This window comes from Rhodoferax sp., assembly GCF_023700745.1.
Classification (GTDB): Bacteria; Pseudomonadota; Gammaproteobacteria; order Burkholderiales; family Burkholderiaceae_C; genus Rhodoferax.
This window is the reverse complement of sequence record NZ_JAMPYG010000009.1, coordinates 64,305-87,828: the sequence shown is the minus strand read 5'-3', so window position 1 is coordinate 87,828 and position 23,524 is coordinate 64,305. Positions and strand designations below refer to the sequence as shown.

General features: G+C 59.3%; 20 protein-coding genes and 1 tRNA gene. 11 read left to right on the top strand and 10 right to left on the bottom strand.

All coding sequences use genetic code 11. The features are described 5' to 3' along the window. Positions 1-5: 5 nt before the first annotated feature. Together NDJ10_RS09105 and NDJ10_RS09100 are read right to left on the bottom strand one after the other, a co-directional pair. Complete coding sequence (locus tag NDJ10_RS09105) at positions 6-803, bottom strand: Dam family site-specific DNA-(adenine-N6)-methyltransferase (protein WP_296161356.1); 798 nt, start codon at positions 801-803, stop codon at positions 6-8. Between the two features lie 21 nt (positions 804-824). Further along, positions 825-2,651 (bottom strand): glutamine--tRNA ligase/YqeY domain fusion protein, encoded by a 1,827-nt coding sequence (locus NDJ10_RS09100; protein WP_296161354.1) that lies wholly within the window; start codon positions 2,649-2,651, stop codon positions 825-827. Positions 2,652-2,780: 129 nt separating this feature from the next. Between NDJ10_RS09100 and NDJ10_RS09095 the strand changes: the two genes are divergently transcribed. Next, complete coding sequence (locus tag NDJ10_RS09095; protein ID WP_296161350.1) at positions 2,781-3,068, top strand: DUF1653 domain-containing protein; 288 nt, start codon at positions 2,781-2,783, stop codon at positions 3,066-3,068. Between the two features lie 36 nt (positions 3,069-3,104). On the opposite strand, the gene NDJ10_RS09090 is transcribed toward NDJ10_RS09095, so the two are convergent. The 5 genes from NDJ10_RS09090 to NDJ10_RS09070 all read right to left on the bottom strand — a co-directional run bounded on the left by NDJ10_RS09090 (position 3,105) and on the right by NDJ10_RS09070 (position 6,824). Next, a tRNA-Ser gene (locus NDJ10_RS09090) sits at positions 3,105-3,194 on the bottom strand. 160 nt (positions 3,195-3,354) lie between these two features. Further along, positions 3,355-4,554: a branched-chain amino acid ABC transporter substrate-binding protein gene (locus tag NDJ10_RS09085; RefSeq protein ID WP_296161348.1), complete on the bottom strand. Its 1,200-nt coding sequence runs from the start codon at positions 4,552-4,554 to the stop codon at positions 3,355-3,357. A 109-nt stretch (positions 4,555-4,663) separates the two neighbouring features. Continuing rightward, positions 4,664-4,942, bottom strand: a complete 279-nt coding sequence (locus NDJ10_RS09080) for a hypothetical protein (RefSeq protein WP_296161345.1) — start codon at positions 4,940-4,942, stop codon at positions 4,664-4,666. Continuing rightward, positions 4,939-5,376, bottom strand: coding sequence for a DNA polymerase III subunit chi (locus NDJ10_RS09075; RefSeq protein WP_296161344.1), 438 nt, complete (start codon positions 5,374-5,376; stop codon positions 4,939-4,941). Before NDJ10_RS09075 ends, NDJ10_RS09080 begins: the two co-directional genes overlap by 4 nt. Next, a complete protein-coding gene (locus tag NDJ10_RS09070) occupies positions 5,376-6,824 on the bottom strand; it encodes a leucyl aminopeptidase (protein ID WP_296161342.1) in 1,449 nt (482 codons plus the stop codon). Before NDJ10_RS09070 ends, NDJ10_RS09075 begins: the two co-directional genes overlap by 1 nt. 24 nt (positions 6,825-6,848) lie before the next feature. Here NDJ10_RS09070 and lptF point away from each other — a divergent pair, with 24 nt between their 5' ends. The 6 genes from lptF to ppdK all read left to right on the top strand — a co-directional run bounded on the left by lptF (position 6,849) and on the right by ppdK (position 14,551). Further along, positions 6,849-7,961 (top strand): LPS export ABC transporter permease LptF, encoded by a 1,113-nt coding sequence (gene lptF / locus NDJ10_RS09065; protein WP_296161339.1) that lies wholly within the window; start codon positions 6,849-6,851, stop codon positions 7,959-7,961. Then, positions 7,958-9,064 (top strand): LPS export ABC transporter permease LptG, encoded by a 1,107-nt coding sequence (lptG, locus tag NDJ10_RS09060; RefSeq protein WP_296161336.1) that lies wholly within the window; start codon positions 7,958-7,960, stop codon positions 9,062-9,064. The genes lptF and lptG overlap by 4 nt, the downstream gene beginning before the upstream one ends. 46 nt (positions 9,065-9,110) lie before the next feature. Then, positions 9,111-9,497 (top strand): CbiX/SirB N-terminal domain-containing protein, encoded by a 387-nt coding sequence (locus tag NDJ10_RS09055; protein WP_296161332.1) that lies wholly within the window; start codon positions 9,111-9,113, stop codon positions 9,495-9,497. Next, positions 9,494-10,447, top strand: a complete 954-nt coding sequence (locus NDJ10_RS09050; protein WP_296161329.1) for a CysB family HTH-type transcriptional regulator — start codon at positions 9,494-9,496, stop codon at positions 10,445-10,447. Before NDJ10_RS09055 ends, NDJ10_RS09050 begins: the two co-directional genes overlap by 4 nt. Before the next feature lie 63 nt (positions 10,448-10,510). Further along, positions 10,511-11,662, top strand: coding sequence for a pyridoxal phosphate-dependent aminotransferase (locus NDJ10_RS09045; RefSeq protein ID WP_296161325.1), 1,152 nt, complete (start codon positions 10,511-10,513; stop codon positions 11,660-11,662). 162 nt (positions 11,663-11,824) lie between these two features. Beyond that, positions 11,825-14,551 carry a pyruvate, phosphate dikinase gene (gene ppdK, locus NDJ10_RS09040; protein ID WP_296161322.1) on the top strand — a complete coding sequence of 909 codons (2,727 nt, stop codon included), beginning with the start codon at positions 11,825-11,827 and terminating at the stop codon, positions 14,549-14,551. A 5-nt stretch (positions 14,552-14,556) separates the two neighbouring features. On the opposite strand, the gene NDJ10_RS09035 is transcribed toward ppdK, so the two are convergent. Together NDJ10_RS09035 and NDJ10_RS09030 are read right to left on the bottom strand one after the other, a co-directional pair. Then, the gene (locus NDJ10_RS09035) at positions 14,557-16,212 is read right to left on the bottom strand and encodes an FAD-dependent oxidoreductase (RefSeq protein ID WP_296161319.1); all 1,656 of its coding nucleotides are present in this window, start codon (positions 16,210-16,212) and stop codon (positions 14,557-14,559) included. A gap of 93 nt (positions 16,213-16,305) precedes the next feature. Continuing rightward, the gene (locus NDJ10_RS09030; protein ID WP_296161317.1) at positions 16,306-16,578 is read right to left on the bottom strand and encodes an oxidative damage protection protein; all 273 of its coding nucleotides are present in this window, start codon (positions 16,576-16,578) and stop codon (positions 16,306-16,308) included. 83 nt (positions 16,579-16,661) lie between these two features. Here NDJ10_RS09030 and NDJ10_RS09025 point away from each other — a divergent pair, with 83 nt between their 5' ends. Both NDJ10_RS09025 and NDJ10_RS09020 read left to right on the top strand, forming a co-directional pair. Continuing rightward, the gene (locus NDJ10_RS09025; protein WP_296161316.1) at positions 16,662-16,892 is read left to right on the top strand and encodes a hypothetical protein; all 231 of its coding nucleotides are present in this window, start codon (positions 16,662-16,664) and stop codon (positions 16,890-16,892) included. A 14-nt stretch (positions 16,893-16,906) separates the two neighbouring features. After that, positions 16,907-17,419, top strand: a complete 513-nt coding sequence (locus NDJ10_RS09020) for a disulfide bond formation protein B (RefSeq protein ID WP_296161314.1) — start codon at positions 16,907-16,909, stop codon at positions 17,417-17,419. Between the two features lie 95 nt (positions 17,420-17,514). Here the strand turns inward: NDJ10_RS09020 and argA are convergent, their stop codons facing one another. Next, the gene (gene argA / locus NDJ10_RS09015; protein ID WP_296161313.1) at positions 17,515-18,864 is read right to left on the bottom strand and encodes an amino-acid N-acetyltransferase; all 1,350 of its coding nucleotides are present in this window, start codon (positions 18,862-18,864) and stop codon (positions 17,515-17,517) included. Between the two features lie 60 nt (positions 18,865-18,924). On the opposite strand from argA, the gene hrpA reads away from it, so the two are divergent. Both hrpA and NDJ10_RS09005 read left to right on the top strand, forming a co-directional pair. After that, positions 18,925-22,917, top strand: a complete 3,993-nt coding sequence (gene hrpA / locus NDJ10_RS09010) for an ATP-dependent RNA helicase HrpA (RefSeq protein WP_296161312.1) — start codon at positions 18,925-18,927, stop codon at positions 22,915-22,917. 141 nt (positions 22,918-23,058) lie between these two features. After that, positions 23,059-23,523 (top strand): CBS domain-containing protein, encoded by a 465-nt coding sequence (locus NDJ10_RS09005; protein WP_296161311.1) that lies wholly within the window; start codon positions 23,059-23,061, stop codon positions 23,521-23,523. The last annotated feature ends 1 nt before the right edge of the window (position 23,524 follow it).

Sequence of the window (23,524 nt, the reverse complement as noted above, 5' to 3'; positions counted from 1 at the left end):
GTCGCCTAAAGATTTGTGATTAGAAGCTCTGGTGCTGCCTGACGCTTTTGTGGCGACGCTGCGATTGTGCGTCTAACCTCCACAGGATACTGATACCAATCTTCAGATAGCATTTCTATTTCTTCGCATTTTGCATATGAAACAACAAAGTACGCTCCTCTGCTATGAATAATTTTTATTAATTCATTGAGGCGATCTAAATCATTCATGCCAAATTCATTTGGTCCATACTGAAAATCGAGGCTTGCATTTGTTTTGGCGTATGGCGGATCTAGATATACGAAATCTCCTGATTCGACGTATTTTTTTGTTTGTGTATAGAAGTCTCCGCAAACAATTGTGGTGTTTCTTAGGATATCTGAATAATATTTCAACTTGTCTGCATTCGGCAATTCGCCACTTTTGTGTCCGCCATAAGGGACATTAAACCAACCTTTGGAGTTGGTTCTATATAAGCCATTGAAGCAGAATCGATTTAGGTAAATGAATCTTGCAGATCGTTCTTCGGGTGACAGTAGGCAAGGGTCTGTGGATCTAACTTTGTAATACTCTGCTTCGTCACCGGAGTATCGTTGCAATAGCGTGGAAACGGCTATTGGTCTTCTCTTTAAGACTGACATGCATTCTTGAAGATGCGGGTTGCAGTCTATGAGGATCGATTTCGGTGGAGAAATGTAGAAGAACAGGGCTGCAGATCCTGAGAACGATTCAATATATCGCCCAGTTGCACCAGATGCATACCAAGCCTGGGACACCGTTCCAAGAATTTGCTTTTTACTTCCAGCCCATCGTAAGAATGCCATAGTGAATATAGAAATGGGCGGTCACTTCCCCCAACTATCCTTCAACCCCACCGCCAAGTTAAACACTGGCTTTGTTCCTTGCACGTGATCCACCCGATCCGCCACAAAGTACCCGTGCCGCTCAAACTGAAACTTCTGATCCGGCAACGCGTTCGCCAACGAAGGCTCCACGATTGCAGTCACCACCTTCAGGCTGTTCGGGTTCAGGCTCTCGATGAAGTCCTTGCCGCCTGCGTCGGGATGGGCATCGCTGAATAGGCGGTCGTACAGGCGCACTTCGGCGTTGACGCCGTTGGCCACGCCGACCCAGGTGATGGCGGCCTTGACCTTGACGGTTTCGCTGCCGGGCGTGCCGCTCTTGGTGTCGGGCACCACGGTGGCCAGCACTTCGGTAATCTGTCCGCTCGCATCTTTGTTGCAGCCGGTGCATTCGATCACGTAGCCACCTTTCAGCCGCACCTTGTTGCCGGGGAACAAACGCTTGTAGCCCTTGGGTGGCACTTCTTCGAAGTCTTCGCGGTCAATCCACACCTCTTTGCCGATGCTAAAGCGGCGGGTGGGCACTTCCATTCCTTCGGCGGCATGGGGCAGGGCAGGCTGGCTGCAGGGCTCCAGGTGGCCGGCGCCCATAACTTCGTCCCAGTTGCTCATGACCAGCTTGACCGGGTTCAGCACGGCCATGCCGCGGTGCGCCTTGAGTTCGAGGTCTTCGCGCAGGCAGCCTTCCAGCGTGCTGTAGTCGATCCAGCTGTCGCTCTTGGTCACGCCAATGCGCTCGGCAAACAGTTGCAGGCTGGCCGGGGTGTAGCCACGCCGGCGCAGGCCGACGATGGTGGGCATGCGCGGGTCGTCCCAGCCGCTCACTTTGTGGTCGTACACCAGTTGCGCGAGCTTGCGTTTGCTGGTGATGACATAGGTTAGGTTCAGCCGGGCAAATTCGTACTGGTGCGGTGGTGGGCTGGCGAGCAGGCCGCCCTCGATGAGCCGTTCCATCAACCAGTCGTAAAACGGACGCTGGTCTTCAAATTCGAGCGTGCAGATGCTGTGGGTGATCTGCTCCAGCGCGTCCTCAATCGGGTGCGCGTAGGTGTACATCGGGTAGATGCACCATTTGTCGCCGGTGTTGTGGTGGGTGGCGCGGCGGATGCGGTAAATGGCCGGGTCGCGCAGGTTGATGTTGGGGCTGGCCATGTCAATTTTGGCGCGCAGCACCATGGCGCCATCTTCATGCTGGCCGTCGCGCATCTCACGGAAGAGACGCAGGTTCTCGGCCGGGGTGCGGGCGCGGAAAGGGCTGTTGATGCCGGGCTTGCCGAAGTCGCCGCGGTTCAGGCGCATTTCTTCGGCGGTTTGCTCGTCCACATAGGCGTGGCCGGCCTCGATCAGGTATTCCGCCGCGCGGTACATGAAGTCGAAGTAGTCGCTGGCCTGGTAAGGCGCGGCATTGGCGGCGCCGTTCCACTCAAAGCCGAGCCATTTCACCGCGTCGATGATGCTGTTGACGTACTCGGTGTCTTCTTTTTCGGGGTTGGTGTCGTCAAAGCGCAGGTGGCACACGCCGCCGTAGTCACGCGCCAGGCCAAAGTTGAGGCAGATGCTTTTGGCGTGGCCAATGTGCAGGTAGCCGTTGGGTTCGGGCGGAAAGCGGGTGCGGACTTTGGCGGGGTCGGGCTGGCCGGCCGCATGGTGTGCGGCATCTCCGGGGCTGCCACCCCATTTGCGGCTGGCATAGGTGCCGTTGGCCAGGTCGGATTCGATGATCTGACGCAAAAAATTGCTGGGTTTGACGACGTCGGTAGCCGCTGCGCTGGCAGCAGGCTTGTTTTGGGTGGGGGTAGGCAGGCTCATGACACAGATTTTAGGCGGCAGCAGGTATAAAGTGAGACCTGCCATTGAATCTGTTGAGGACAGAGTTGGTCTACTGCGGTCTGTCCCGCAAGGTTTCACAAGCCATCTCAAAGCAATCCAGGAGTTCCGATGCCATCAAAGCCAGCACATCCCCAGCCTTTCCCGCCCGGCACACAGCTTCGGCACTACAAAGGTGGGCATTACACCGTTGTTGGTAGCTGCCTGATCGAGGCGACCCTGCAGCCGGGTGTACTGTACAAGCCGCTCCAGGGTGACAGCCAGGACGTGACCTGGATGCGCCCGTTGGCGGAATTCCATGACCAGATCGCCACGGCCGAGGGCCTGGTCATGCGGTTTGTGCCAATTGCAGATGCCCATGAAAAAGCCCCGGCTCCACAGGGAAGCAAGGGCTTTTGAAACCCCCAAGTAAATTAATCACTTGGGGGTTTGTTCTGGCGGAGCAGGGGGGATTCGAACCCCCGGAGGGTTTTACCCCTCGCACGCTTTCCAGGCGTGTGACTTAAACCACTCATCCACCGCTCCAGAGCACGGGATTCTACCTGCCCGGACGGATGGTTTCGGGCTTGGTGGCGATAGAAATTTACAGGCGACACACAATAAGCATTAAAAAAGGGAAGCAAACCCAGGTTTGCTTCCCTTGCTGGCTGACACGCCATGGTGTCAGCGCGGCCTGGCTCGCGTCTTAGCGCAGCACAGACAGGGTTTCCAGTTGGCCAGCGCGAATGGTCTTGAGGGTCAAAGCACCATTTTTGATGTCGCCTTTTTCGTCAAATGCCACTGGACCAGACACGCCTTTGAAATCTGCCGTGGTCGCCAGCATGGGCAGGTATTTGGCAGGATCAGCCGAGTCAGCCTTGACCATGGCCGCCACCATGACGTTGACGGCGTCATAGACGTACGGTGCATAGAGCTTCACGTCGGTGTTGAACTTGGCCTGGTACTTGACCTTGAATTCATCCATGCCAACCTTGGCTTCGCCATCAACGCCACCGGCTTCAGCACAGTAAACCTGGTTGTCGGCAATGGCGTCGCCGCCGAGCTTGACCAGTTCAGTGGTGCAGATGCCGTCGCCACCCATGAACTTGGGCTTCATGGCCAGGGCTTTCATTTGCTTGAGCATGGGACCGGCCACTGCGTCCATACCGCCGAAGAACACCACATCGGGTTTCTTGGCTTTGATGGTGGTCAGGATGGAGGTGAAGTCGGTTGCCTTGTCGGTGGTGAACTCCTTGGCGACCACTTTGCCGCCAGCGGCTTCAACTGCCTTGGCAAACTCTTCTGCAACGCCCTGGCCATAAGCGGTACGGTCATCAATCACGGCAATGGCCTTGCCTTTGAGGGTCGTCACCGCATATTTGCCCAGTGTGCCACCCAGCTGGGTGTCGTCAGCCACCATACGGAAGGTGGTCTTGAAGCCTTGACGGGTGTACTTGGGGTTGGTTGACGAGGGCGAAATTTGGGGAATGCCTGCATCGCTGTAAATCTTGGAGGCAGGAATGGTGGTGCCTGAGTTCAGGTGACCCACCACACCGGCCACTTTGGCGTCAGCCAATTTTTGCGCGACAGCAGTACCTTGTTTTGGATCGGCAGCATCGTCTTCAGCCAGTAGCTCGAAAGTTACTTTTTGACCGCCCAGCATGACACCCTTGGCATTGAGTTCGTCGATGGCCAGGCGCGCGCCGTTTTCGTTGTCTTTGCCCAGGTGGGCAATGGCGCCGCTGGTCGGGCCAACGTGACCAATTTTGACAACATTGCCAGCGGGTGCGGGTGCGGGTGCGGCTGCCGGGGCAGCAGCAGGGGCGGGTGCAGCTTCTTCTTTTTTACCGCAAGCAACAAGCAGGGTGGCAGCAGCGATCAGGGTCAAGGTACTTTTAATGTGCATAAAAACTCCATTTTTAAAAAGAAAATTGCAGTAACAAATTCCAACTGTGCACGATAGCCTAGTTTGATGTTCCGCGCCATAGGGAAGTCACCAATATGGTGCATCAATCTCAAATTTTGACAGGTGCAGCGGTCGGGCCGGGTTGGTTTTGGGTCTTTAAAGCATCCATTACAGCCTGGCGCACCAGCAACTCAATGTCACTTTGCATGCGGGCATTGATTTCATGCAAATGTTGTGCCAGCAGGGGTTGGAATTGTTGACAAATTGCTGCAATCAGGGGCTCAACTTCGAGATGGGGAGGCGTTCTGGTCTGACGCAGATCGGGCGCATCCACCACCTCGGTCAGGGTGGGGACAAATCTGGGCGGCTGGCGTGTGGGTGTGTTCATCGCGGCGCTGTGGCTTGCAGAACGTGGTTGCTTAATTCACAAGCCGAGCTGGCGTAGCGCTTCCAGCGATTGCGTGCCTGACGTTTGTCATCGGCGTCTTCGCTCACGATTTCAATGATGCGCGCGAACTGCTCAAAATCTACGGGTACATCGGAGCCCAGGTTGAGCAGGATCGAGCGCGCAAGGGTTTGCGGATTTTGACTGAGCACAATGGGTGAGTTTGCAAGCACTTGCATTGGCGCGTCCTGAAAACAGTGGGGCACAAAATCGGTGCCTGAAAATGTCCAGAGGAGCTGGTCAAACTGCCGCAGTGTGGTTTCATCTGCAGTCACCCCTACCTGCGCGCCACTGGCCGCGGCCTTGCGCAGCAGGCGGCTGGCATACAGCAGCCGGTCAGGTGCCTGGGTGTGGAACTCTACCTTGGTCACAGGCATCAGGCGACACGAGTTTGCAAAGACAACACATAGTGCAACAGTAAGCCCACGGGACGGCCGGTGGCGCCTTTGGCGGCACCGCTTTTCCAGGCAGAACCGGCGATATCCAGATGCCCCCAAGGGTACTTGCCGGTGAAGCGTTGCAAAAATTTGGCTGCAGTAATGGCACCACCGGGACGCCCAGCGACATTGGCCACATCGGCATAGTTCGTTTTCAGGCCCTCGGCGTAGTCGTCATCAAGCGGCATGGGCCAGCACAGGTCCTGCGAGGACTCGCTGGCTTGTGCCATAGCCGCCGTCATCGCTGCGTCGTTTGAGAAAAAGCCGCTGCGCACGCCGCCCAGGGCAATCACGCAGGCGCCGGTGAGCGTGGCAATGTCGAGCACGGCCTGCGGTTTGAAGCGTTCGGCGTAGGTCAGGGCATCGCACAGCACCAGCCGGCCCTCGGCATCGGTGTTGAGAATTTCGATGGTTTGGCCGCTCATGCTGGTCACGACATCCCCCGGTTTGACCGCGCGGCTGCCGGGCAAATTTTCGCAAGCGGGAATCAGGCCGACGACGTTGATGCCGGGCTGCAATTCGGCCAGTGCCTTGAAGACTCCCAACACACTGGCGGCACCGCTCATGTCGTATTTCATCTCATCCATTTCGGCGGCAGGCTTGATGGAAATGCCGCCGCTGTCAAAGGTGATGCCCTTGCCCACCAGCACCACCGGCGGCTGGCTTTTAGGCGCGCCCTTGTAGTGCAATTCAATGAATTTCAGGGGCTCGGCTGAACCTTTGGCAACCGCCAAAAAGGCGCCCATGCCGAGCTTTTCGACGTCTTTGAGGTTCATGACCTCACATTTGATACGCGGCGATTTGGCCAGTGCCTGGGCGGCACGCGCCAGATGGCTGGGTGTGGCGTGATTGGCCGGGCGATTGGCCCATTCCTTGGCCAGTTCAATGCCCCGCACGGTGGCCACGCTTTGTGCAAAGGGCGCGGCCATGTCGGTGCTGTTGGGGACGCCGACCTTGACCAACGCTATCGTGCGCACCTCGGCCTTGCTTACAGTGGTGGCATAGACATAACTGGTCGCAGCCAGGCTGGTCAATGCCACGTGAAGCGCCTGGCCATCAGGGGCCTGGTCAAAGCACAAGGTGATTTGCCTGGGTTTGGCTGATTTGAGCAGGGCGATGGCAGCTGTCACGCCTTTGCGCACGTTGCTCGGCTTGCCATCACCCAGCTGCACCAACACCAGTCGAGCGCAAGCCAGTCCGGCGGGGCGGTAGATGTCGAGCAGACTGCCGGGCTTGTCTGCCAGGTCGCCGGCCTTCAGGGCCTTGCTGATCAGCGAAGATAAAGGACTTCTACCCGCCTTGAAACTGCTTGAGAGCAGCATCAGCAAAACATCACATTTTTCATGGCCAGCTTGCGCAGCATCCAAATCCAGCAGTTCAAAGTTCATAATTCAGCCTTTCCTATTGACGCAATGTTATTCCATTCATCCTTACGCAAAGAGCTGTCCCGAAGTTTTGGTGCGACCCTGATTGTGCTGGTCACGGTGGTTATGACCATGACCTTGATCCGCACCCTGGGCCTGGCCTCGCGCGGCAGTTTCAACCCCTCAGACGTATTTTTGGTCATGGGCTACACCGTGCTGGCTTACCTGCCCACGCTGTTGACGCTGGGCCTGTTCATTGCCATTATTTCAACCCTGACACGGATGTTCTGTGACAGCGAAATGGTGATCTGGCAGTCGAGCGGGCAGGGCCTGTTTTCCCTGATTAAGCCCTTGTTCCGGTTTGCCTGGCCGGTGTTTGCCGTGGTGGCAGGTCTGGCCTTGCTGATCCTGCCCTGGACCAATTTGCGCATTGAAGAACTCAAAAACCAATACCAGCAGCGCGGCGATCTGGAACGTGTTGAAGCGGGCCGGTTCCAGGAATCCGCTGACGGATCGCGGGTATTTTTTGTTGAAAAAGAAGCGTCAGGGAATCAGGTGGGTGCGAATGTCTTTATCGCCACCACAGACGGGGGCAAGGAAACCGTCACCTCGGCGCGCAGTGGACGTGTTGAAAATCGGCCGGAAGGGCGCTTTTTGATGCTCAACAACGGCCAGCGACTGGAGCGCACCACAGGTTCGCAAGACATCAAGCTCAGCGAGTTTGAGCAATACGGGATCCAGATCAGCCAGGAAACCCTCGCCGAGATGAACTATGTGCCGGTCAAAACCCGCACCACGGCTGAGCTGCTCAAGGACCTGACGCCTGTGCATTGGGCAGAAATGTCGTGGCGACTGGGCCTGATCCTGGCTTCGTTCAACTTCGTGATCATCGGGGTTACGGTGTCGAGCGTCAATCCGCGCATGGGGCGCAGTAGCAACCTGGTTTTTGCCTTGTTTACTTTTGTACTCTATTACAACCTGCTCGGTTTCGGTCAAAACATGATTTCGTCCGGCAGGCTCACTTTTACACCTGTGATGCTGGGTCTGCATGGCAGCGTTTTCGTATTGGCGCTGCTGTTGCTCGCCAGGATCCATTACAACTTGCAGTGGCGCGAACTGTTGGTTTTGCTGCATTTGCGTCGCGGAGCGGCGTTGCCATGAAAACCATCCGTCGGCTGGTTTATTGGGAAATCCTCTATGCGGGGGCTTTTGTCATCCTGGGTTTCCTGTCCCTGTTTTTTTTCTTCGATCTGGTCGAGGAAATCGAATCCCTGGGGCGCTACACGGCAACAGGTTACACGCTGACACACGCGCTGACCTATGTGTCCCTGCTTATCCCCACGCATCTCTACGAACTCATGCCCATCGCGGTGTTGATTGGCACGATTTTTGTCATGGCGCGACTGGCGCAGAGTTCCGAATTCACCATTTTGCGCACCAGTGGGCTGGGTCCGTGGCGCGCCCTCAGGTCCCTGCTGATTTTGGGGCTGGGTTTTGTCATGTTCACTTTTGCCCTGGGCGATTACATTTCACCCATCGCAGACCGGACCGCCCAGTTGCTCAAGGCTCGCTATACCGGCCGCATAACGGTCGGACAGACGGGGGCCTGGCTCAAGGAAAGACAGGATTACGGTCAGTACGCCGTCAATGTGGGGCAACTCGCGTCAGATGGGGTATTGCACGATATCCGGATTTTCGAGTTTGACAACCGTGGTTTTCTGTCGTCGATGATGCGGGCCCAATCAGCTTCGGTGTCAGACGATGAGTCTTGGCAATTAACGCAAGTCAGTCGCACCGAGTTCCCGCCTGCCGGGGCTACCACAGTCGGCATTGACCGTACCCAAATGGAGACGTTGCGCTGGCCGAATCACCTCAGCGCCGAGATGGTGTCAGCCGCGCTGCTCAAGCCTGAGCGCATGCGCACCATTGACCTGTTTCAATACATTCAGCATTTGCAAAGCAATGCGCAGGCTGCGCAGCGCTACGAAATCGAGTTCTGGAAAAAGGTTTTTTACCCCTTGAGTTGCCTGGTCATGGTGGTGCTGGCTTTGCCTTTTGCTTATCTGCACTTTCGCTCGGGCAGTATCACCACCTATGTGTTTGGTGGCGTCATGGCAGGCATCAGTTTCTTTTTGCTCAATAACGTCTTTGGTTATATTGGGAATTTGCAAAACTGGCAGCCCTGGCTGACAGCGGCCATGCCTGGCATGATTTATTCAGTGGTGTCGCTGATGGCTTTTGGCTGGCTGGTGCTCAGGCGCTGAGAAACCGGCGATTATTTTTATCTTTTTTACTGAAGACCATTGACCTATGCAAGCAACGATCCTGTTTGGACATGGTTCGCGTGATCCGCTCTGGCGTGTCCCGATGGATCGGGTTGCGCAGCGCATGCTGACGATTGACCCGCAGTGCTGCGTTCGCTGTGCCTTTCTGGAGATTACCGCACCTGACCTGGCCAGCACCACGGCCGAACTGGTCGCATTGGGCGCCAGCAGCATCACCATCGTTCCCATGTTTCTGGGGGTCGGCCGCCATGCCCGAGAGGATTTGCCGATGCTGGTGAAAGCGCTTCAGAATGACTACCCGACAGTGCGGTTTTTGTTGCAGCCCTCGGTGGGTGAAGACGCCCGTGTCGTTGATTTTCTGGCGCAGATTGCCCTGTCCGGTACAACGGCAAAGGACAGGGTAACGGCATGAACTTGCACCAATTCCGCTTTGTCCAGGAGGCCGTCCGGCGTAACCTCAATCTCACCGAGACGGCCAAGGCCCTGCACACCTCCCAACCCGGGGTGTCCAAGGCCATCATCGAGCTTGAAGAAGAACTTGGCATCGAGATTTTCGCGCGCCATGGCAAGCGCCTGAAACGTATCACCGAGCCCGGCCAGCAGGTGCTCAAGAGCATTGAGCTGATCATGCGCGAAGTCACCAACCTCAAGCGCATTGGTGATGAGTTCAGTTCCGAGGACAGCGGCACCCTGTCGATCGCCACCACCCACACCCAGGCGCGTTATGTGTTGCCCGAACCGGTGGCCAAGTTGCGTCTGGCCTACCCCAAGGTCAACGTCAGTTTGCATCAGGGCTCACCCACCCAGGTCGCGCAGATGTTGATGGACGAGGTGGCCGAAATCGGCATCGCCACCGAGTCGCTCGATGGTTTTGACGAACTTGTGAGTTTGCCTTGTTATGAATGGCAACATGTGCTGGTGCTGCCGGTCGGGCATCCGCTGTGCACCAAGGAGCATCTGACGTTGGAAGACATTGCCCATGAGCCGCTGATCACCTACCACCCGTCCTACACCGGTCGCACCAAAATCGACCATGCCTTTGCCACGCGCAAGCTAGAACCCCGCATTGCGCTCGAAGCGATTGATTCGGACGTGATCAAGACCTATGTCAAGCTCGGGCTGGGCGTGGGCATCGCCGCCGAAATGTCGATGCGTGATCTGGTGGAAGGTGGTGTCAACGCCGATCTGGTGGTCCGGCCGGCTGGTCAGTTGTTTGGGCAGAACGTGGCTCGTGTCGCCTTCAAGCGTGGTGCTTACCTGCGCAATTTTGTTTATCAATTTGCCGAACTGCTCAGTTCACGCCTCACCCGCAATCTGGTCGCCCGCGCCATGACCGGACAAGTCAATGATTATGAATTGTGAAACCTTGCCGGACAGACCAAGATTTGCGAAGCAAATTTGCTCTGTCCTCAACCACTTAACACCATGAGTTCCATTACCCTCCACAGCAAACTCCCCAACGTCGGCACCACCATTTTTACCGTCATGTCGGCCTTGGCCACAGAAAGAAATGCGGTCAATCTGGGCCAGGGTTTTCCGGATTTTGACTGCGACCCCAAGTTGGTCGATGCCGTCACCCAGGCCATGCAGCAGGGGAAAAACCAGTATCCACCGATGATTGGCGTGCCCGTGCTGCGCGAAGCCGTGGCGGCCAAGATCGCTGCGCTTTACCACCGCCAATACAACGCAGCCACCGAGATCACCATCACGGCTGGCGCCACGCAGGCCATTCTGACGATCATTCTGGCGGTAGTGCACCCCGGCGACGAAGTGATTGTGCTGGAGCCTTGCTACGACAGTTATGTGCCCAACATCGAGCTGGCCGGTGGTGTGACGGTGCGCGTGCCCTTGACCCCTGGCAGCTTCCGCCCGGATTTCCAGAAAATTGCGGCGGCCATCACACCCAAAACACGGGCCATCATCGTCAACTCACCGCACAACCCCAGTGGCACGGTCTGGACGGCGGCAGAGATGCGTCAGCTGGAGGCTTTGCTGGCGCCCACCAACGTGCTGCTGATCAGCGACGAGGTGTATGAGCACATGGTTTTTGACGACCAGAAGCACCAGAGTGCGGCCCTGTTTCCGGGCCTGGCCGAGCGTGCCTTTGTGGTCTCGAGTTTTGGCAAGACCTACCATGTGACCGGCTGGAAAGTGGGTTATGTGGCGGCCCCGGCGGCGTTCACGCATGAATTCCGCAAGGTACACCAGTTCAATGTGTTCACCGTCAACACCCCGGTGCAGTACGGTCTGGCGGCCTACATGGACCATCAGGACGCCTACCTGAATCTGCCTGCCTTCTACCAGGAAAAACGCGACCTGTTCCGCTCCGGGCTGAAAGACAGCAGGTTCAAGCTGTTGCCCTGTGAAGGCACCTATTTCCAGTGCGTGGACACATCGGCGATCAATGACATGGGAGAAGCTGATTTCTGCAAATGGTTGACCACCGAGATCGGTGTGGCCGCCATTCCGTTGTCGGCTTTTTATGGCGATGGCTTCGACCAGCAAGTGGTACGGTTTTGTTTTGGCAAAAAAACTGCCACTTTGCAATTGGCGCTGGAAAAGTTGCAGCGCTTGTAAGCGGGTGGTGAGTCCGACGCGAGGGGCATGACCATCCGCCATCAGGCGGTGTTTAACGCCGGGTTTGTTCGGTATGGGTTTGACATAAAGCTTGCGGTTCATCAAGGTGCGCCGGGTAGGGGATGGTCATCATGTCGGCAGTACGTTGAACGAGGATTGACCATGAAAACTCCTGAGAAATTTGTCTACGTGTTTGGCAGCAGCCGCACCGAAGGCGCTGCCGCCATGAAAAACCTTCTCGGTGGCAAGGGCGCCAACCTGGCCGAAATGTGCCGCTTGGGGATCACGGTGCCTTCGGGCTTCACCATCAGCACCGAAGCCTGCACCGCCTTTACCGAACAGGGCCGCGAGGCCGTTTTTGAGCTGATCCAGGGTGAAGTGCTGGCGGGCGTGAAGTTTCTTGAGTTGGAGATGGGCAAGACCTTTGGCGACGCCAGCGACCCCCTGCTGTTGTCGGTGCGCTCCGGCGCGCGCGCCTCCATGCCCGGCATGATGGACACCATTCTGAACCTGGGGCTGAACGACGAGGCCGTTTTGGGCCTGGCGCGCAAGACCAATGATGCCCGCTTTGCCTGGGACTCCTACCGCCGCTTTGTGCAGATGTATGGCGACGTGGTGATGGGCCTGAAACCCGTGTCCAAGGAAGACCACGACCCGTTCGAAGTCATCATCGACATGGTGAAGGCGCAAAAAGGCGTGAAGCAGGACACCGAGCTGGACGCCGATGACCTCAAGGAACTGGTGCAGCGCTTCAAGTCGCTGATTCGGGCGCGCATTGGCCGCGACTTTCCCACTGACCCGTGGGAACAGCTTTGGGGTGCGGTCTGGGCGGTGTTCGAGAGCTGGAACAACGAGCGCGCCTGTGTCTACCGCGAGCTCAATGACATTCCCGCCTCCTGGGGCACGGCGGTGAACGTGCAGGTCATGGTGTTTGGCAACCTGGGTGACCACAGCGCCACCGGCGTGGCTTTCTCGCGCGATGCCGGCACCGGCGAGGACCTTTTTAACGGCGAGTTTCTGGTCAACGCTCAGGGCGAAGACGTGGTGGCCGGCATCCGCACACCGCAGCAGGTGTCGCTGGTCGGGTCGCGGCGCTGGGCCGAACTGGCGCTGGTGACCGAAGAAGAACGCCGCCTGCACTACCCGTCGCTGGAAGAGCTGATGCCCGACATTTACCAGCAGCTGTTGCATGCCGAGACCACGCTGGAAAACCACTTCCGGGACATGCAGGACATCGAATTCACCATTCAACAAGGCAAGCTCTGGATGCTGCAAACCCGCAATGGCAAGCGCACCGGGTCGGCCATGGTGCGTATTGCCATGGAGATGTTGCAGCAAGGCATGATTGACGAGAAAACGGCGTTGCAGCGCGTCGCCCCCGAGCGCCTCAACGAGCTGCTGCACCCGATATTTGACTCCGGAGCACGCAAGGCGGCGGAGATTTTGGCGCGCGGTCTGCCGGCCTCGCCCGGTGCTGCCACGGGGCAGATCGTGTTTCATGCAGATGAAGCTGAAACCTGGGCCAAGGTCGGCAAAGACGTGATTTTGGTGCGCCAGGAAACCTCGCCGGAAGACCTGCGTGGCATGAGTGTGGCCAGGGGTATTTTGACGGCGCGTGGTGGCATGACATCACACGCGGCAGTGGTGGCACGTGGCATGGGCAAGTGCTGTGTGTCGGGCGCGGGTGCGGTGCATGTGGACCTGAAGGCCCGCACCATGAGCATCGGCGAAGCGGTTTACCACGAGGGCGACTGGATCTCGCTGGATGGTTCTGCCGGCGAGGTGTATGCCGGGAAGATCGCCACCAAAGACGCCGAGTTGAGCGGCGATTTTGGCAAGCTCATGGCTTTGACCGACCAGTACAAGCGCCTGGACATCCGCGCCAATGCCGATACCCCTGACGAGGCCCGGGTGGCGCGCAATTTTGGCGCCGCCGGCATTGGCCTGTGCCGTACCGAGCACATGTTTTTTGAGGGTGCGCGTATTCTGGCGGTGCGCGAAATGATTCTGGCCGACAACGAGGCGGGTCGACGTAAGGCCCTGGCCAAGCTGCTGCCCATGCAGCGCGGCGACTTCGAGGGCCTGTTCCGGGAAATGCACGACCTGCCGGTCACCATCCGCCTGTTGGACCCACCGCTGCATGAGTTTTTACCGCATGACGAAGCCAACCAGCGCGCCATGGCCACGGAGATGGGCGTGTCACTGGGCAAAATCAGGATGCGCGTGGAAGAACTGCATGAATTCAACCCGATGATGGGGCACCGCGGCTGCCGCCTCGGCATCAGCTACCCCGAAATTACCGAAATGCAGGCTCGTGCCGTCTTTGAAGCGGCGCTCAACGTGCGTGCCGCGGGCATCCGCGTCAAGACCGAGATCATGGTGCCGCTGGTGGGGACGGTGCGCGAGTTCAATGCCCAGTCCGACGTGATTCGGCGCACCGCAGCTACCGTGTTTGCCGAGCGCGGCGAAACACTTGACTACCTGTTGGGCTCCATGATCGAAACACCGCGCGGCGCACTGATGGCCGATAGCATTGCCCGGGAGGCCGAATTTTTCTCGTTTGGCACCAATGACCTGACACAGATGACACTGGGTTTTTCACGCGATGATGCCGGCAAGTTCCTGCCCGAGTACCTCAAGCGGGGTATTTACGAGCATGACCCGTTTCGCTCCATCGACCAGAAAGGTGTTGGCGTGCTGGTTCAGATGGCGGTTGAAAAAGGTCGCAGCGCACGCCCGGATCTCGAAGTGGGTGTGTGCGGTGAGCATGGCGGCGACCCGGTTTCGGTAGCATTTTTTCACCAGGCGGGCCTGGATTATGTGAGCTGCTCGCCCTACCGGGTGCCGATTGCGCGGCTGGCGGCGGCCCAGGCGGCACTTACGTCATAAAGGCTTCAGCTGCGCAAGGCGTTCAAGGCTTTGGCCAGGCGCGCCGCTACCGGCCAGGGTTCGGCGCCCCAGCGCGCGGCGAGCAGCTCGGCGCACAGCACCGAGAAGCTCAAGCCGCGCGAGCCCAGCCCGGCACAGATCCATAAGCCGGACGCATCCGACGCCTCAAGGGGGCCAACGACAGGCAAGCGATCGGCGGTGACGCAGCGGGTGTTTTTCCAGCTTCGGAGTTCGCCCGACTCGAATCTCTGCTGTAACTGCTGGGCCAGTTCAGGCAGCAAGGGCTGCAAATGCTGCCAATTGCTGCGGTGGTTGTCCTGGTCGGGGCGCTCGGTTTGATTGGCCGGCTGGTACGACGAACCCATGAACCACGCGGTTCCGCCGTCGATGGGAATCCGGGGCACCAGACTGCCTGAGCCATTGACCGGGTGGGGCGGGAAAACTGCCGCGCTGGTGTCGTCGTGCAAGGCCCAGCTCAACAGGCCGCGCATGCCATGCATGGCGGGAAGCCGGGCCAAGTCCCGAGCGCGCAGCGGCTCGTCCTGTTGTAAGCGCTGTAGCAGCGTTGTCGCACCGCAGGCATTGGCCAGCACCACACGCTCGGCACGGCACAGGACCTGTTCCTGCGCATCCAGCAATTCCCAGGTGCCATTGCGCGCACGCAGTTGGCGAACTTCTGCATTGCCCATGAAAGAAACCCCAGGCTGACTGAGCCAGGCCCGCACCAGTTGCGCGGGTTTGAGCCAGGCCCCTTGCGAGTGCCAGATGTCTTTCTGGCTGATGTGGCTGTCAGCAACATCACGTTCCAGCACACCGGTCGGCGACCAGTCCTGGCCTGCCACCAGCAGGCTGCGGGCCTGCTGCAGCATCAGGTGCACGCCGCTGCGCGACAGCTGAGACAAGGCGCAGTCGTCCGCCGAGACATGCGGCACTACCAGGCCGACCGGCAGGCCGGAGGCGCCTGCGGCCGGGGCCTCGGCCCGGTCCAGCACGGTGACCTGCCAGCCACGCCGCGCCAGTGCTGCTGCCACACCGGTCCCGGCCAGGCCCGCGCCGATGACGGCACAGCTGCCCAGGGGTAAAGCGGTTTCGATGGCGTTTTGCCGGCTGTTTTTCAGGGTCCAGCGCGGGCTGAAGCTGGCTTCAAGCGTGACTGGCGCCGGGCTGGCAGTGGCGGCCTCTGGCAGCCGTATCTCAAAGCCGCATTGAGATAAATTCCGCGCAATATCTGACAGGGCGCGCACCTGCGGCGCCCGCACCGTCAGGTGGGTGCCACGGCGACAGCAGCGCGCCAGCGCCTTGAGGGTCCAAAGCGAAGCTGCGTCAGCGTGGTCCAGACTCAGTGCCACCGTGTCCGCCTCAAACTGTTGCTGGCGTAGCAAGGCGAGGGTGTCGCCCACGCACAGCGTCAGCACGACCTGGCCCTGGTTCAGCAAAAAACGGTGAAAACCTGGCAGCAGCCCTAACCATTGGCCGGCAAGCGCTTGCGCTAATGGGATCAGCGCCGGATTATTTCCGACGGCGCTGGACAGTTCCGGGCCGGTGGGGAGAGATTGCGTCAACGCGACATAGTGCAACAGGCGCGAACGCTGTGGGTCTGTGCGCCAAGCTTGCCAGGTTTTTAAAAAGCGTGTGCCCTGCTCAAACTGCGTGTCCAGCATGCGCCAGCAAGCCAGCCCTTGCCACGCATGCGCAGGGTTTTTGCGGAGGTTTGTTGGCTGCGGTTTTTCTGGGTTAACCGCCATGGTTTAGGGTTATTCCTTGGGTGGCACATAGCCTTGGGCGGCATCGGCACCATTGCCAAAAAAGTGGTTTTCCATTTGCCGGGCCAGGTATTGACGGGCACGCGCGTCGGCCAAATTCAGGCGGTTTTCGTTGACCAGCATGGTCTGGTGCTTGAGCCAGTCGGCCCAGGCTTGCTTGCTGACGCTTTGCCAGATGCGCTTGCCCAATTCCCCCGGATAGGGAGGAAAGTCGAGCCCTTCGGCTTCAGTACCCAATTTGATGCAATTCACAGTGCGCGCCATAACAATCTTTCAAGGATGGAGTCAAAGCGTGTAACTGTAGCAAGGTTTTTCATCAAGTGCGCACCTGCGTTAAAATCCAGCATATGTCAAAAGCAGATACCAAAACCAAAATCGTGGCCGATGGCCTGCGTTACAAATCCAAAGTGTCGGGTTCGCCTTTCACTGCCGCTACCTCATTTGGTGCCGCGACCATGTCGTGTTTCCTGTGTGGCAAGCACCGCGCACGATCCCAGATGGTTTCCAAGAAAATTCTGGGCAAGTCTCAGGCGGTTTGTTCGCCCTCTTGCAAGGCACTCGACGAAGCGTCCAAGTAACAGGGTTTGAACGCATGACGAACGGATTCCTGGTGATTCTGGAAAACGCGCCTCGGCGCGTTTTTGCATTTTTAAGCCTGGTTTGCCTGGCCATGCTCGCCTTTGGCTTGTATTTGCAGCACAGCCAGGGGCTGGAGCCCTGCCCGATGTGCATCGTCCAGCGCTACGCGCTTTTCTCAGTCGCCATCATCGCCGGTTTGCTCAGTGCGAGCAGCGCCAGGCGCGTCCACTTTTGGGGCTCCTTTGTACTGCTGCTGGCAGCCGGTTTTGGTGCTTTTGTGGCGGCACGACAAAGCTGGCTGCAGTGGTATCCGCCCCAGGTGGCCACCTGTGGCCGTGACTTTTACGGCATGATTGAAAACTTCCCTCTCAACCGTGCCATTCCCATGATCTTCAAGGGCAGTGGCGACTGTTCAGCCATTGACTGGACATTTTTGGGAGGCTCCATCGCCAACTGGGCTTTTCTGATCTTTTGCCTGGTGTTCGGGCTGGCCAGCCTGATGATCTGGCGCAAGCGTCTTAATTAGTTCGGGTCAGAGCACGTCGCTGCGTGAGTGGTCTGACCCGCAAGCCTATTAAATAGGCAAGGCGCCGAAAGATTCATCGCTTTGACGCAGCCAGTTCAGGTGATTTTCTTGACCAGCACCTGGCTTTTGCGGTCCCAGTTGTACTTGCGCTTGCGGGCTTCAGGCAGCCAGTCGGCATCGACCTGGACAAACCCGCGTTTCAGGAACCAGTGCATGGTGCGTGTGGTCAGGACAAAAATGCTGTCGAGACCAGCCAGTTTGGCGCGCTGCTCGATGCGTTTGAGCACACGTTCGCCGTCGCCCTGGCTTTGCACCTGGGGCGACACGGTGAGCGCGGCCATCTCGCCGGTGCGCGCCTCGGGGTAGGCGTAGAGCGCGGCGCAGGCAAAAATCACACCGTCGTGTTCGATCACGGTGTACAGGCCGACATCACGCTCTATTTCGGTGCGACTGCGCTTGACCAGGGTGCCGTCTTTCTCGAACGGCTCAATCAATTGCAGGATACCGCCAACGTCGTCGACCGAGGCTTCACGCAGGCTTTCCAGCTTTTCATCGACCACCATGGTGCCAATGCCATCGTGCACATAGACCTCCAACAAGATCGAGCCATCAACCGCAAACGGGATGATGTGGCTACGTTCGACGCCGCCTTTGCAGGCCTTGACGCAGTGCTGCAAGTAAAACGCCGTGTCGGCGGGGGTGTTGGCACTGGGCAAATCAGCCAGCAGCTTTTCTGCGGCAGCCAGCGGCAACTCGGTATCGATCGGGTTGTCTTCGCTCACCGGCTGTCCGATGTGGGTGGGAATGCCTGCCACCTCTGTGACAAATATCAGTTTGTCGGCTTGCAGTGCGATGGCCACCGAGGTGGCGACTTCTTCCATGGTCAGGTTGAAAGCCTCGCCGGTGGGCGAAAAGCCGAACGGCGACATCAGCACCAGCGCACCCATGTCGAGCGAGCGCATGATGCCTGCGGTATCAATCTTGCGCACCACGCCCGAGTGCTGAAAATCCACGCCATCCACAATGCCGACCGGGCGCGCTGTCAAAAAGTTGCCTGAAATCACCCGCACGGTGGCACCGGCCATGGGCGTATTGGGCAGGCCCTGGCTGAAGGCCGCTTCAATCTCGTAGCGCAACTGGCCGGCGGCTTCCTGCGCACAATCCAGCGACACCTCGTCGGTGATGCGGATGCCTCTGGAATAACGCGGCGTGTGGCCCTTGGCTTGGAGTTGTTCGTTGACTTGCGGACGAAAGCCATGCACCAGCACCACCTTGACGCCCATGCTCTGGATCAGTGCCAGGTCCTGCGCCAGATTGGGCAGTTTGCCAGCCGCAATTGCCTCGCCACACACGCCCACCACAAAGGTCTGGTGTCTGAACTTGTGGATGTAAGGCGCCACCGAGCGGAACCAGGGCACAAAGGTGAAGTTGAAGATGGACGACATGTCGGCAGGCAGAAGTGAAAAGGGTTGGGATAATCACCGATTCTCTACCAAGTTATTGCCTTGATTGCTACACCTCTGAAAATCGAGTTTCCCGAATCGCTGCCGGTCTCCGCCCGGCGCGAAGAGATCATGGCCGCCATGCAGGCGCACCAGGTCATCATCGTCTGTGGCGAAACCGGCTCGGGCAAAACCACCCAGTTGCCCAAGATCGCACTGGCGTTGGGGCGCGGCAAACTCAATTACCCGCTGACCCACCCCGATGGCACGCGTGCCCCGCCCGGCAAGCTCATCGGCCATACCCAGCCGCGGCGCATTGCCGCCAGCAGCGTGGCCAAGCGCATCGCCGAGGAGTTACACACCACGCTGGGCGACGTGGTCGGCTTCAAGGTGCGTTTTCAGGACCGGCTGAGCCGGGACAGTTCGGTGAAATTGATGACCGACGGTATTTTGCTGGCCGAGACGCAAACCGACCCGTTGCTGAAAGCCTACGACACCCTGATCATCGACGAGGCGCACGAACGCAGCCTCAATATCGACTTTTTGCTTGGCTACCTGCGCCAAATTTTGCCGCGTCGCCCCGACCTGAAAGTGGTGGTGACCTCGGCCACCATTGACGCCGAGCGTTTTGCCGAGCATTTTTCAAGCAGGAAAGGTCCAGCACCCATCATCATGGTGTCGGGGCGCATGTTTCCGGTCGAGCAGCGTTACCGGCCCTTTGAAGAGGCGCGTGACTACGACCTCAACAACGCCATCGCCGATGCCGTTGACGAGCTCTGGCGCGATGCCCACAACGGTGGTGACATCCTGGTCTTCCTGCCGGGCGAGCGCGAAATCCGTGAGGCCGCTGACCACCTGCGCGGCCACCTGAGTCACCAGCCTGTTTTTCGCAATGCCGAGGTGCTGCCGTTGTTTGCCCGCCTGAGCCAGGCCGAGCAGGACCGCATTTTTGACGGTCACACCGGGCGTCGCATCGTGCTGGCCACCAATGTGGCCGAAACCTCCCTCACGGTACCGGGTATCCGCTACGTGATTGACGTGGGCACGGCGCGCATGAAGCGCTACAGTTTCCGCAGCAAGGTCGAGCAATTGCTGGTGGAGCCCATCAGCCAGAGTTCGGCCAACCAGCGCGCCGGGCGTTGCGGCCGGGTGGCCAACGGCATTTGCATCCGGCTCTATGACGAAAAAGACTTTGCCAGCCGTCCCAAATTTACCGACCCCGAAATTTTGCGCAGCTCGCTCGCGGGTGTGATCCTGCGCATGAAGTCGCTGCACCTGGGCGTGGTGGAGGATTTCCCGTTCATCGAGAAACCCTCCGGCCGTGCCATTGCCGACGGCTACCAGTTGCTCAACGAACTCGGTGCCGTGGACGACGCCAACGAGCTGACCGCCACCGGCCAGGAATTGGCAAAGTTGCCGCTGGACCCGCGTGTGGGCCGCATGATCCTGGAAGCGCGAACGCGGGAGGCGCTGGACGAGGTGCTGGTGATTGCCTCGGCGCTTTCCGTGCAGGACGTGCGCGACCGGCCCATGGACGCGCAGCAGCAGGCCGACCAGGCGCATGCCAAGTTCGACGACGAAAAGAGCGAGTTCAGCGGCTACCTGAAGTTGTGGAAGTGGATCAACGAGAGCAAGGGCGGCGAAGGGCAACACAAGCTCAGCAATCGTCAATATGAACAGTTGCTGCGCCAAAACTTCGTCAGCATGCGCCGCGTGCGTGAGTGGCGCGACATCCACTCGCAATTGCACACGGTGGTGGCCGAGCACAAGTGGCGTCTGAACACCTTGCCGGCCAGCTATGAACAATTGCATTTGTCGATGCTGGCCGGGTTGTTGGGCAACATTGGCTGCAAACTAGAGACCGAAGGCAGCGGTGGCGAATACCTGGGCGCGCGCGGCATCAAGTTTTACCCGCACCCTGGTGCCCATCTGGTGAAAAAACCGGGTCGCTGGATCGTGGCCGCCGAACTGGTCGAGACCACGCGCCTGTTTGGCCGCGGCATTGCCGCCATTGAGCCGCAGTGGCTGGAGCAGGTGGGTGGCCATTTGCTCAAAAAACAGCTGCTCGACCCGCACTGGGAAAAGAAGTCAGCCGAGGTCAATGCGCTGGAGCGCGCCACGCTCTATGGGCTGGTGGTCTACAGCGGCAGGCGCGTCAATTACGGCCGGGTTGACCTGGTCGGTGCGCGCGAAATTTTCATCCGCGAAGCGCTGGTGAACGGTCAATGGGACTGCAAGTGGCCGTTTTTGCAGGCCAACCAGAAGCTCATCGCGCAGGTGGAAGACCTGGAGCACAAGGCGCGCCGCCAGGACGTGCTGGTGGACGATGAACTGATCTACGCCTTTTACGACCAGCAGTTGCCACCGGACGTCTGTAGTGGTTACAGTTTTGATGCTTGGTACCGCGACGCCTGCAAAAAGCCCGAGTACCTGATGCCGATGCCGGTGCGCGGTGCGGCCCCCACCAGCAACAGCAAACTGTTGCTGTTGACCCGCGAAGAACTCATGCGCCACGAGGCGGCGGGCATCACCACCCAGTCTTTTCCCAAAGTGATTCGCCTGGGCGGTGTGGATTGCGCGGCCACGTACCTGCACGAGCCCGGCGACGCGCGCGACGGCCTGACCGTGACCGTGCCGCTGTTTGTGCTGAACCAGGTCAATGAAGAGCGTTGTGAATGGCTGGTGCCCGGCATGCTCAGGGACAAGATCCAGGCGCTGTTGAAAACCCTGCACCAGCGCCCGCGTTCGCGCCTGGTGCCGCTGCCCGAGAGCGCCCGCAAGATGGCCGAAACGCTGAACACGCCCGAGCTGTTTGGCCACGGCGCGCTGCTTGATGCCGTTCTGAAACAGGTGCGCGCCGCCACCGCCGTGGACGTGGCGCGCGCCGACATCAAGGTCGACATGCTCAGTCCGCACTTTTTCATGAATTTCCGGGTGATCGACGAACACGGCCGCCAGCTTGGGCAGGGCCGCAACCTGGGCGCCCTCAAGGCCGAGTTGGGCGCCAGGGCGCGCGGCGCATTCCAGGCGCTGGCCGGGCTCAAGCTGGGGCAGGGCGCGGCCAGCGCTGGCGCGCCTCCCGTCGTGGCGGGCCAGGCGCAGCCCGCCACAAAGTCCGCAGGCACGGATCGCCATGGTCAGCAGCCGCGCGCTGAGGCCCCTCCGCCGGTCTCGGTGGCCAGCCAGCGCTATACCGCTTGGACCTTTGGCGAATTGCCCGAACTGCTCGAAATCCGCAAGGGCGGCCAGACGCTGATTGGCTACCCCGGCTTGGTTGACGCGGGCGACGCCGTCACCATCGAGGTCTTTGACGAGCCTGACGTGGCCGCTGCCAAACACCGCGCCGGCCTGCGCCGCCTGTTTGCCCTGCAAATCAAGGACGCACTCAAGTACCTCGAAAAAAACGTGCCTGACCTGCAAAAGATGGCAGTCACCTACATGCAGGTCGGCAAAAACCCGGACGGCAGCGGGACCGGCGGCACGCTCGAAGAACTGCGCGAGCAGATCATTGCGGTGGCGCTTGACCGGGCCTTTTTGCTTGAGCCCCTGCCGGCTGACGAGTTTGCCTTCAGAAAACGCATCGACGAGGGGCGCGGCCGCCTGACCCTGATTGCGACCGAAGTGGCCCGGCTGGCCGCTGTCATCCTGGCCGAGTACGCGCTCGCCGCGCGCAAGATCAAGGACACCAAAAACGCGCCGGAGGCCACCCAGGACGCCGCCCAGCAACTGGCGCGCCTGATGCCCAAGCGCTTTTTGAGCGTGACGCCCTGGGCCAGCCTGCACCACTTTGCCCGCTACCTCAAGGCCATCACGGCGCGGCTCGACAAATACCGTGCCGACCCGGCCCGCGACCTGGCCCGGCTCAAAGAGCTGCAGCCGCTGGAGCAGCGTTACGCTCGCCTGCTGGCCGAGCGCAAGGGCGTAGTGGACGAACGCCTGCAGGAATTCCGCTGGCTGCTCGAAGAACTGCGCGTGAGCTTTTTCGCCCAGGAACTGCGCACGCCGCAGCCGGTGAGTGTGAAACGGCTGGAAAAAGCCTGGACGCAGCTGGTGTAGTGCGCCCGGATCGCGCGGCGCTTCATCGGCGCCACGGATCGCAGTCGCTTCCCGCGCCTGCCTTGATTATTCGCATCCCCTCGTCCGCTGCGATCACTATTCTTGAAGTTCTTCACGGATCTATTGAGAACAGGAGTCGCCATGGCAATGAAGCTCAAGGAGTTTGCGACCAGCTTGGTCGCTGTGGTCGAGCCGGAAACCTCGGCACGGGTGGTGGCGCAGCTCATGCGCCGGCACCACATTGGCGCGCTGGTGGTGGTGGATGCCCGCGATAAAAACAAGCCGGTAGGCATCGTCACCGACCGCGATCTGGTGCTCGAACTCATGTCCGAAGGTCTCGATCCGGCGGTGTTCACAGCCGGGGACATCATGTCGGTCGATCTGGTCTCTGCCAGCCCTGACATGGACGCCATGGATGCCGTGCAGTTGATGCGAAAGTACCGCTTGCGGCGGCTGGTCATCATGGACGCCACGGAGCATCTGGCCGGCATCGTGACCATCGAAGACGTGCTGGCCCTGCTGACCCGTGAGCTGGCCGAGCTGGCCGTCGATCTGGGCAGCGCCCGGGACCGTGAGACACGTGAACCGATGGCCAAGCCGATTTGAC

Excerpts from the sequence above, each read along its gene's own strand:
- NDJ10_RS09105 (WP_296161356.1), bottom strand. The coding sequence starts at position 803 with ATGGCATTCTTACGATGGGCTGGAAGTAAAAAGCAAATTCTTGGAACG.
- NDJ10_RS09100 (WP_296161354.1), bottom strand. The coding sequence starts at position 2,651 with ATGAGCCTGCCTACCCCCACCCAAAACAAGCCTGCTGCCAGCGCAGCG.
- NDJ10_RS09095 (WP_296161350.1), top strand. The coding sequence starts at position 2,781 with ATGCCATCAAAGCCAGCACATCCCCAGCCTTTCCCGCCCGGCACACAG.
- NDJ10_RS09085 (WP_296161348.1), bottom strand. The coding sequence starts at position 4,554 with ATGCACATTAAAAGTACCTTGACCCTGATCGCTGCTGCCACCCTGCTT.
- NDJ10_RS09080 (WP_296161345.1), bottom strand. The coding sequence starts at position 4,942 with ATGAACACACCCACACGCCAGCCGCCCAGATTTGTCCCCACCCTGACC.
- NDJ10_RS09075 (WP_296161344.1), bottom strand. The coding sequence starts at position 5,376 with ATGCCTGTGACCAAGGTAGAGTTCCACACCCAGGCACCTGACCGGCTG.
- NDJ10_RS09070 (WP_296161342.1), bottom strand. The coding sequence starts at position 6,824 with ATGAACTTTGAACTGCTGGATTTGGATGCTGCGCAAGCTGGCCATGAA.
- lptF (WP_296161339.1), top strand. The coding sequence starts at position 6,849 with ATGTTATTCCATTCATCCTTACGCAAAGAGCTGTCCCGAAGTTTTGGT.
- lptG (WP_296161336.1), top strand. The coding sequence starts at position 7,958 with ATGAAAACCATCCGTCGGCTGGTTTATTGGGAAATCCTCTATGCGGGG.
- NDJ10_RS09055 (WP_296161332.1), top strand. The coding sequence starts at position 9,111 with ATGCAAGCAACGATCCTGTTTGGACATGGTTCGCGTGATCCGCTCTGG.
- NDJ10_RS09050 (WP_296161329.1), top strand. The coding sequence starts at position 9,494 with ATGAACTTGCACCAATTCCGCTTTGTCCAGGAGGCCGTCCGGCGTAAC.
- NDJ10_RS09045 (WP_296161325.1), top strand. The coding sequence starts at position 10,511 with ATGAGTTCCATTACCCTCCACAGCAAACTCCCCAACGTCGGCACCACC.
- ppdK (WP_296161322.1), top strand. The coding sequence starts at position 11,825 with ATGAAAACTCCTGAGAAATTTGTCTACGTGTTTGGCAGCAGCCGCACC.
- NDJ10_RS09035 (WP_296161319.1), bottom strand. The coding sequence starts at position 16,212 with ATGCTGGACACGCAGTTTGAGCAGGGCACACGCTTTTTAAAAACCTGG.
- NDJ10_RS09030 (WP_296161317.1), bottom strand. The coding sequence starts at position 16,578 with ATGGCGCGCACTGTGAATTGCATCAAATTGGGTACTGAAGCCGAAGGG.
- NDJ10_RS09025 (WP_296161316.1), top strand. The coding sequence starts at position 16,662 with ATGTCAAAAGCAGATACCAAAACCAAAATCGTGGCCGATGGCCTGCGT.
- NDJ10_RS09020 (WP_296161314.1), top strand. The coding sequence starts at position 16,907 with ATGACGAACGGATTCCTGGTGATTCTGGAAAACGCGCCTCGGCGCGTT.
- argA (WP_296161313.1), bottom strand. The coding sequence starts at position 18,864 with ATGTCGTCCATCTTCAACTTCACCTTTGTGCCCTGGTTCCGCTCGGTG.
- NDJ10_RS09005 (WP_296161311.1), top strand. The coding sequence starts at position 23,059 with ATGGCAATGAAGCTCAAGGAGTTTGCGACCAGCTTGGTCGCTGTGGTC.